This is a genomic window from Neomesorhizobium albiziae (assembly GCF_900114255.1).
GTDB classification, from domain to species: domain Bacteria; phylum Pseudomonadota; class Alphaproteobacteria; order Rhizobiales; family Rhizobiaceae; genus Neomesorhizobium; species Neomesorhizobium albiziae.
In genome coordinates this window covers 1-7,564 of sequence record NZ_FOSL01000066.1, presented here as the reverse complement: position 1 = coordinate 7,564, position 7,564 = coordinate 1, and the positions used below count along the sequence as shown (strand labels likewise).

Annotated in this window: 6 protein-coding genes; 4 read left to right on the top strand and 2 right to left on the bottom strand. The window is 58.7% G+C overall.

The window, feature by feature from the left end; genetic code table 11:
- Window positions 1-280: transposase (locus F3H98_RS30485; protein ID WP_149764698.1), on the top strand; the 280-nt coding region annotated here is incomplete at its 5' end.
- A complete protein-coding gene (locus F3H98_RS30480; RefSeq protein WP_149764696.1) occupies window positions 277-1,131 on the top strand; it encodes a hypothetical protein in 855 nt (284 codons plus the stop codon). The genes F3H98_RS30485 and F3H98_RS30480, both read left to right, overlap by 4 nt.
- Before the next feature lie 32 nt (window positions 1,132-1,163).
- On the opposite strand, the gene F3H98_RS30475 is transcribed toward F3H98_RS30480, so the two are convergent.
- Window positions 1,164-4,298 carry an AAA family ATPase gene (locus F3H98_RS30475; RefSeq protein WP_188130659.1) on the bottom strand — a complete coding sequence of 1,045 codons (3,135 nt, stop codon included), beginning with the start codon at window positions 4,296-4,298 and terminating at the stop codon, window positions 1,164-1,166.
- 424 nt (window positions 4,299-4,722) lie between these two features.
- Here F3H98_RS30475 and F3H98_RS30470 point away from each other — a divergent pair, with 424 nt between their 5' ends.
- Window positions 4,723-5,928 (top strand): phosphatase PAP2 family protein, encoded by a 1,206-nt coding sequence (locus F3H98_RS30470; protein WP_188130658.1) that lies wholly within the window; start codon window positions 4,723-4,725, stop codon window positions 5,926-5,928.
- 310 nt (window positions 5,929-6,238) lie between these two features.
- Window positions 6,239-7,333 (top strand): hypothetical protein, encoded by a 1,095-nt coding sequence (locus tag F3H98_RS30465; RefSeq protein WP_149764690.1) that lies wholly within the window; start codon window positions 6,239-6,241, stop codon window positions 7,331-7,333.
- A gap of 63 nt (window positions 7,334-7,396) precedes the next feature.
- On the opposite strand, the gene F3H98_RS30460 is transcribed toward F3H98_RS30465, so the two are convergent.
- On the bottom strand, window positions 7,397-7,564 hold a 168-nt coding region (locus F3H98_RS30460), incomplete at its 5' end, for an ATP-binding protein (RefSeq protein ID WP_188130657.1).

Below are 7,564 nucleotides of genomic sequence, written 5' to 3'. Positions count from 1 at the left end.
ACCGTTTCCCTTTATCCGAATGGTGTTCGCCGATTCTGGATACCGAGGACCGCGTGTGGCCGAGGCCACCTCCATCGCAGTCGAAATAGTCAAAAGACAGCCAGATCAGATCGGCTTCGCCGTGCAACCGAGACGTTGGGTCGTGGAACGCTTTTTTGCGTGGATCAGTCGCAACAGACGCCTATGGAAGGACGCCGAGGCCACCATCGAATCCGCAACAGCATTCCTCTACGCCGCAGCCGTCATGATCCTTGTCCGGCGCATCGCACGAAATCAATGACTTTCGGCACGGACTCTCAGACCGATTATTTCCAGCCGACCCTTATTATGACGCAAGGCGCCGAGCAAACGACACCGCTTTACAATTTCCAGGAGGCGCTCGACGATGAAACCAAGCTTCGCGAGGTCTTGCGAAGCATGCGCGACGATTTGAATGAGGTTGACTCCCTCGGCGAAATGATCAGACGGATTGAGGAAGGCGGCGGGCAGAATCCAGATAATGTATCACGGGGCCTTCGCGGTCTCGGGGGTATCTTCGGACATTCCATTGTGACCGCCGCAAAGGCAAAAGCACCGGCCGGGCAATTCGATCCGAAACTGAAAGTGACCATCGACTCCCGTGGTCACATCGATGGGTACTTCTTCGACCATCAAGACAAGGGCGGCTACCTTAACGTCACGACTGAGGTCACTATCGGGCTTCCCAACGGCACTGTCGATGTCGACCGCAGTAGATACGAAGTTGAGATCGGGGACCACGTCTTCAACGTCATCCTTAAAGACACTACCAATAGCGCCCACGTGTTTCCCGGCAGCGACATCCAGGTTAGTGCCGCAATGGCTGCCAACTTCAACTACAAGCTCTGGGCCAAAGGCAACCAGATCACGGTTGTGCGGCTGTGGCTAGACCATGACGATGACGGGGTCTTTGAACCAAACGAGCGCGTCACGACAAGCAACCACGGTGACTGGAGAGACAGCTATCGGCACATTCTGCTAGCGGACGTGGATTCCTGCATCGACATGATGTTCGTGCACCATCCCCCAGAAACCCTGCCGCCCGGCGCGGCGCCGCCGTTCTACTGCCTCGGGCGGTGCGAAAAGCCGCCGCTGATCAACACGAGGGGGTAGCGGAGGCTGCCCAAAACAAACCGCTCTTTGTCTCACGTGTCGACCGTGCCCCGCAGTGCGTCGGCGACCTTGCGCCGCTCGGCGTCAAAGAAGCGGACTTGGTTCGTTGCGTCCTCCCGCTCAAGGTGTTCGATCACTGATAGCCCCTCTTGGATCCGCCTCGCCTTGAAGCAGGCGTCGGCTAACAGCGTCCTGCCGTAGGGGAGCATCTGGCGGGCGCCGGTGCGGCCATACGCAGCAAGCCCCTCGCGCAACGTCACCAATCCCTCTTCGGTCTCGCCGGTCGCGGTCATCGCCCAGCCTCGCACCACCGCCGCCCAAGCCTCCCAATACGGCACGCGTTCTTCGTTGGCCGTCTGCCAAGCAGCCGTGGCCAACTCGCGAGCCTCTGCGGCTTCCCCACGGGTCTGCCGGATCGAAGCGATGATTGTCAGACCATAGATCCGGCTGAAGCTCTGCTCTTGCATACCAATCAGCTGCTTGGCCTCGACGATACGCTTGTCAGCACGGGCTTCGTCGCCCGAAAGCGTCAGAGCCCACGCCTGCATCACTCGCGCTACGATGGCGGGGTCGGCGACGTAGTGAAGCCGGATACCCGCGCTGTGCTCGGGACGGAGAGCGGCGATCTCACGGTCAAAGCCTGCGACCGCTTCCGAGAAGTAGCCGGCAAGGAACGCCAGAAACGCCCTAGTATGGACGGTCAAAATGTCATGGACCGGCTGCCCTGTCTCTTCCGCGAGCGCCGCCATGCGCTCGGCGTCGGCCTCGGCCTCGCGTATGCGGCCTGCAAGCAAATGTGTGCCGCAGCTGCCATAGGCCACGAGGAAGAGCTCGTTGCTGTCCCCCTGTTGCGCGCGCAGTTCGTAGAGCCGGCGCAGATTCAACTCAATCTCCGTCGAACCCCACGCGCAAACATCGATCGGTTCGCGCATCATCTCCCGCAGCGTGATTTCGGCCGCGGTACGCTCCGGGCCTTCCTCCAGTTTCGCGTTCTCGGCTAAAGCCTGTTTGAGGTGGGCCCAAGCCTCGGTGTTGGCCGACCGCGCGATGGCAAGTACCGCGGCCCCTCGCCACTGATCGCGCGCCTCGGCGTAGCGTCGGGCGCGGCTCAGGTGCTGCGCTACAACCTCGGGCCGCGACTCCGCAATCTCCACAAATTGCGTCCTCAGAACATCGGCGATTCGGGCGTGCAGGGCCTGAACCCGGCTCGCAAGCATAGTCTCATACGCGGCCTCTTGGATCAGCGCGTGGCGGAAGGTGAACGTGACGTCCGGATACTCGCCTCGGTGCAGCAGAATCTGCGCCTGCCCCAACTGGGCCAGGATAGGGAGGAGCGTCTCTTCGGAAACCTCGGAAACCGCCATCAATAGTCGATATGAGAAGGTCCGTCCGATCGCTGCGCAGAGCGGTACAAGCTCGCGCCCGCTCGACAGGCTGTCGAGCTTTGCCATCAGCAATTCCTTGAGCGACTTGGGCAGCGCCACTTCGACCTCGGAACCGTTCGTCGAGAGCAGCGGGCGCTCAAGAATTGTCTTAGTCAGCTCCTCAAGGAACAGCGGCACGCCGTCGGCCCTGGCGACGATTTGCTCGAGCAAGTCCGTGGCCAGTTCCTCCCGCGAAGCGATCCGCCCGACCAGTTCCAACGACTGATTTCGGTCGAGGCGCGAGAGAGACAGATGTGTTACCCTGGCACGCCCGATCCAGGGCGCTTCGTAATCCGGTCGATACGTGCAGATTAGCATGACAGGGTTGTCCCCAATCCGGTCGACCAGAAGGTCGAGCAACTCCTCGGTGGAAGGGTCGACCCAGTGCAGATCCTCGAAGAACACGACTACCGGCTGCCTGGTTGCTAGACCGAAGAGCTGCTCGAGGAGCGCGTTCATTGTGCGCTCCTTAATCACCTCAGGCGGCTGATCGATGTCCCCGTAGCGGTATTCGAACGGAATTGAGAGTAGTCGCGCGAACAACGGCGCGACGCTGCGGACGTCTTGTGTCCCCTGCGCCAGCAAGTGCTCGAGCTTGTCAAGCCGGTCACCACTGAGATCGTCGTCGCTGAACCCTGCAGCTCGCGCAAGCTGCATTACTATCGGAAAGAAGGGACTGTCTGAGTGGTAGGGCGAGCATTGGTAGCTCGTGCGATAGGGCTGGCGGCCCACGATTGCGTCACAGAGCCACTCGGCGAGCCGGGATTTGCCGATCCCCGCCTCGCCGGAAACAAGAATCACTTGCCCTTCGCCCCTGCAAGTCGTGTCCCATCGATGCTGGAGGATTTTGAGTTCGTCTTCCCGGCCGACCAGCGGAGTCATCGGCCCGATTGAGTGCGCGGAAAAGCGTGATGGGCTGGCCGTCATTCCCCGGACGAGCCAAAGCGTCTGGGACTTGTCGAAGCCCTTGATCTGTTTATCGCCAAGGTAGAAACAGTCGAATTGCCTGCCGAGCAGCCGCTTGGTGCTCTCGGCAACGATGACCTGGCCCGGTCGCGCCAGAGCCTGCAGCCGCGCGGCGAGGTTTGGCGCGTCGCCGAGCACCGCCCCCTTTATCGCCAGCCGCTCTCCGACGAGATCGCTGACGAGCACGTCGCCAGTGGCGATGCCAACGCGAACTGCTAGCGGCGCATGATCGACAACCTCCAGGCGCGGTACTTCCCACGCTATCGCGAGTGCTGCTGACACCGCGCGCTCCGCATCGTCCTCCTCGGCAGTCGGGTAGCCGAAGTAAGCAAGCACGCCATCACCTAGGAATTGCGCGACGAAGCCGAAATGACTGCGGATCAAGTCAGAGCAGCAGAGCTGGTAGGTACGAATCGCGTCGCGGTAGCGCTCGATGCCAAGGGTGTGGGTCAATTGGGTCGAGCCAACGAGATCGGCAAACACCAGGGTCAGTTGTCGCAGCTCCTCTTTTTCGTAAAGCAGCGGTCGCTTCGATCTGGCTTGAGGCGACGGCGCCGTGGGCGGGGGTGTCGGCTCGAGCGGGGGCTGGACCTCGCGTTGGTGTAGCGCCTCGATGGCGCGCATTATGCGCTTGCGGTCGCCGAGCGGAATTCCGAGGTCAGCGAGGTCGGCCTCAGTCAGATCGGAGAGCACGTCGAGATCCACGCGCTGCTTGACGAGGTTCTCACAGTAGCTCTCAAGCTGCAGCGAAGCTAACCACTCCCTGAGGCCCGTCATGTTCTGAATGCTCCAAAAACAAAAACAGAAAGGGCATTGATGATCGTAGGGCGACTCTGGCCTTCGGAAAAGCAACAATTGTTGTGAGTTGCTGTTGGCAACGTATCGATTAGCAAGACAACGAGCTCGCGTTAACGTTGCTGCGTCGTCAGGATGAGAGCATTGGTTCTCGAGGCGCCGACGGGACAGCGGAAAAGAATAGAGTTGGATAAACCGACGATGGACCCGAAAGGGGGCTGACCATCGTAACAGTGACAACAAAATGAAATAAAAATCAGTCATGCCCAACAGAAAATTTGGCTCAACTACCGCCTCACCAGCTCCTAGAGACATCTATTCGTCTTGTAAGCGTGTTAACGCTGGCCATTCTCATGTTGTATGTTACAAAGAGTCGCTCATTATTCTTGCTTTCCGGGTGATCTTCATGCGCATCACCAATAGAAAGATCATTGCCACCATTGAACAAGAAAGCCGTAGTCGATTTACATGGGTCAAAGTCATTCGACCCCATGTCATCGTTGCCATCCGGATTTGCGTTCTGGCTGTCGCCATCAGTGGTGCATCCACCCCCGTCTATGCCGACGACCGTTTCTATCGATGCGCTTGGAATGCGATGTTCGAGTTTGTCGCCCGCAACAGACTCGATCCGCCGCTAGCGAGTCGGCTGTACGCGGCCTTTGCCATTGGCAGCGGCGAGATATTTAGACGTGCGGCGCTGGAACTCGGCACAGAACAGGCGGCAAGAGTAGTACCAAATCTCCTTCTGGGCCTAGCCAAGAAGCAAACCAGCCGAGGGCTACTCTGGGCGCCTTATCCTATTACGACTACTTCGTGCGCGACCAGCGAGGTAGATGTGGGGCGCGATATGTTGGCAGTCCTGGAAGACACCACGAGCCGTCTGGACGGACTTTGGAAGCGGAATGACGCGATTTTTCGTGCCCCGTCACCTTCGGGCCAGTGGCACCCTGACCAAGGATCAGACCCCTTGCGACCTGATTGGGGCTACCTCCCAGCGCTTGTCGTTGGGGACGTAAGGAAGTTTCAGTCGAAAAACCCCGTCTCTTATGGGAGCCTCGACCGCCAGGCGGAATTGGTCTGGAATGCGGTCTCCAATTTGTCACCAAGGAATAGAGCTTTAGTCCTTTACTGGGCAGACGGGGCCGGAACCCTTACGCCACCCGGACACTGGGCCCAAATCGCGCTCGACGAGGTGGATGCAACCGATCTAGATCTCGATGAAAAGTTCTTCATCGTGGCGGCGACGATGATCGCCATAAACGATGCCGTGATCGCCTGCTGGCGGGATAAATATGCATTTGGAGTGGCCCGGCCATCCCAGATATTGAGCAAAATCGAGACGGTCATCCCGAACCCCAACTTTCCAGCTTACCCCTCCGGCCACTCCGTCATTTCGAGCGCCGCCTCGCACGTTCTAGCGTTTTATATACCCAAGCTGGCGGATAGGGTCGAGCTTATGGCGCAGCGGGCGGGGCAGTCGCGATTCTTGGGCGGCATCCACTATTTGTCCGATATCGATGCAGGGGCAGCCCAAGGAAAAGCCGTCGCTACAGAAGTCGTTCGTAAACTGGATCCGGCGCAATCTCTAATCGAGCAGATCACGCTACCCTGAACTGGCAGAACTGTTGGTATCCAGGTGATGTGACGGTCGGATGGGTGAGGGAGACTACATCAGTAGCCTTTTCTCGATTTGATATTGGGACCAAACCAAGGAATAGGCCGAAATGTCCTACTAGCCTCGATTTCAGTATCACCGACCAAGGAAGGTAGTCATCATGCGACGTCACCATCCAGGCTTCCCGCAGCTCAGGGTCATCCTTCTTCTTCTATCCGGTTTTTTGATGTCCAGCGGGCTCGTGCAATCCGCCCTGGCGACCGTGGCGGGAGGGACCGTTACAGTCGTCCCGGTGCGATGGTGCGTCATGGCGGGTACCAAAATCGCGACGGACCCCGCGTTCTTCGGCGAGCCGGATACGGACAGTGTCCTTTGGCGGCGTCATGAACGCCCAACCGATCGTATTTGGATTCCGGGAGCCGACATCACTTTTCGATCTGCCATTACCTGGGCGGTGCTAACCAACGACAACTTCCCGGTCATCACTGATTCTAACACGAGCGTAGGAATGCCGGGTGATGTGATCGATCCCGATCTCGATAACGCGGCGGATTTTAAGCGAGCTAAGCACGACTGCGACACGGCATGGAGAAGCAAGAACTGGCTGGCGGGGACACCGGTCGTCGGGATCACGGGGGTAAGCATCAACCGGTTTGTCGATAACAACGGGAACCCGACCTCCACGGGCGGCCATGGCAGGACCGGACTCTACAGCTACACCTCGTCGCCCGATCCTTTCTGTATCGCTCCGCAGGACTTGGCCATAACCGAAGCAGGTGGATTCCTCGTGGTGGATCCGTCCACAAACCATGCAGCATACATGGCCAACAGTTTCGAGGGCGATTCACGACTGATTGGCCATGAGATCGGCCATGTGCTCGGTCTAGAACACGGAGACGGCGTCGACAGCAACGATAATAACGTATTCGACGGATACCCTCCCAGCCGAGGATGTGACCCCAACGAGCCGCAGGTCGCCACCAGCTTCAGCCCATCGATCATGAACAATCCATCGACAAACCTAGTCACCCGCAACCGCCCAGGAAATCGTGACCAATTTACGCGCGCTCGAGCATTTGCCTCAAAACTGAGCGGCGGGCTAACAGATCCTCCGGGCTTTCTCGCGCCCGGACCTTCAATTGGCGATCGAGCCTTCGATCCATACGACGATGTGTCATCCCGTTCGGTGGACGTTCTCTCTGTTGGGTTGGCCTTCAGCCCCATCCGAGAGGCCGTGATGCTGTCGCAGGAGCTGTTCGGACTGATCGATGGCAAGGAGACAAATCAGTATCTCTTTTTCCTTGACCTCGATGCGGTGCGTATTCCGATGAAGCCGGCCACCGATTCCGATTTGAAGCCGGCCGGTCATTCCGATTTCATTCCGGCCGCCATTCCGATTTGAAGCCGGCCAGTTTCCAGTCTGATCCTGGGTCTTGTTGATGTTTGGGTCGTGTTTTGTTTCAGGTCAAGCTTCGGTCTTTTCGGGTGCGATTGGCGGGCGCTGTTTTCGCATGCTTTCACCGGTGAGATCGATGCGATAGGCGTTGTGAACGAGGCGATCCAGGATGGCATCGGCAAGCGTGGGGTTTGCAATAATCTCCCACCAGCGATCCACGGGGACCTGACTTGTGAC

What these genes read in the sequence shown, in the direction of transcription:
- F3H98_RS30480 (WP_149764696.1), top strand. Translation starts at nt 277, where the DNA reads ATGACTTTCGGCACGGACTCTCAGACCGATTATTTCCAGCCGACCCTT.
- F3H98_RS30475 (WP_188130659.1), bottom strand. Translation starts at nt 4,298, where the DNA reads ATGACGGGCCTCAGGGAGTGGTTAGCTTCGCTGCAGCTTGAGAGCTAC.
- F3H98_RS30470 (WP_188130658.1), top strand. Translation starts at nt 4,723, where the DNA reads ATGCGCATCACCAATAGAAAGATCATTGCCACCATTGAACAAGAAAGC.
- F3H98_RS30465 (WP_149764690.1), top strand. Translation starts at nt 6,239, where the DNA reads ATGGCGGGTACCAAAATCGCGACGGACCCCGCGTTCTTCGGCGAGCCG.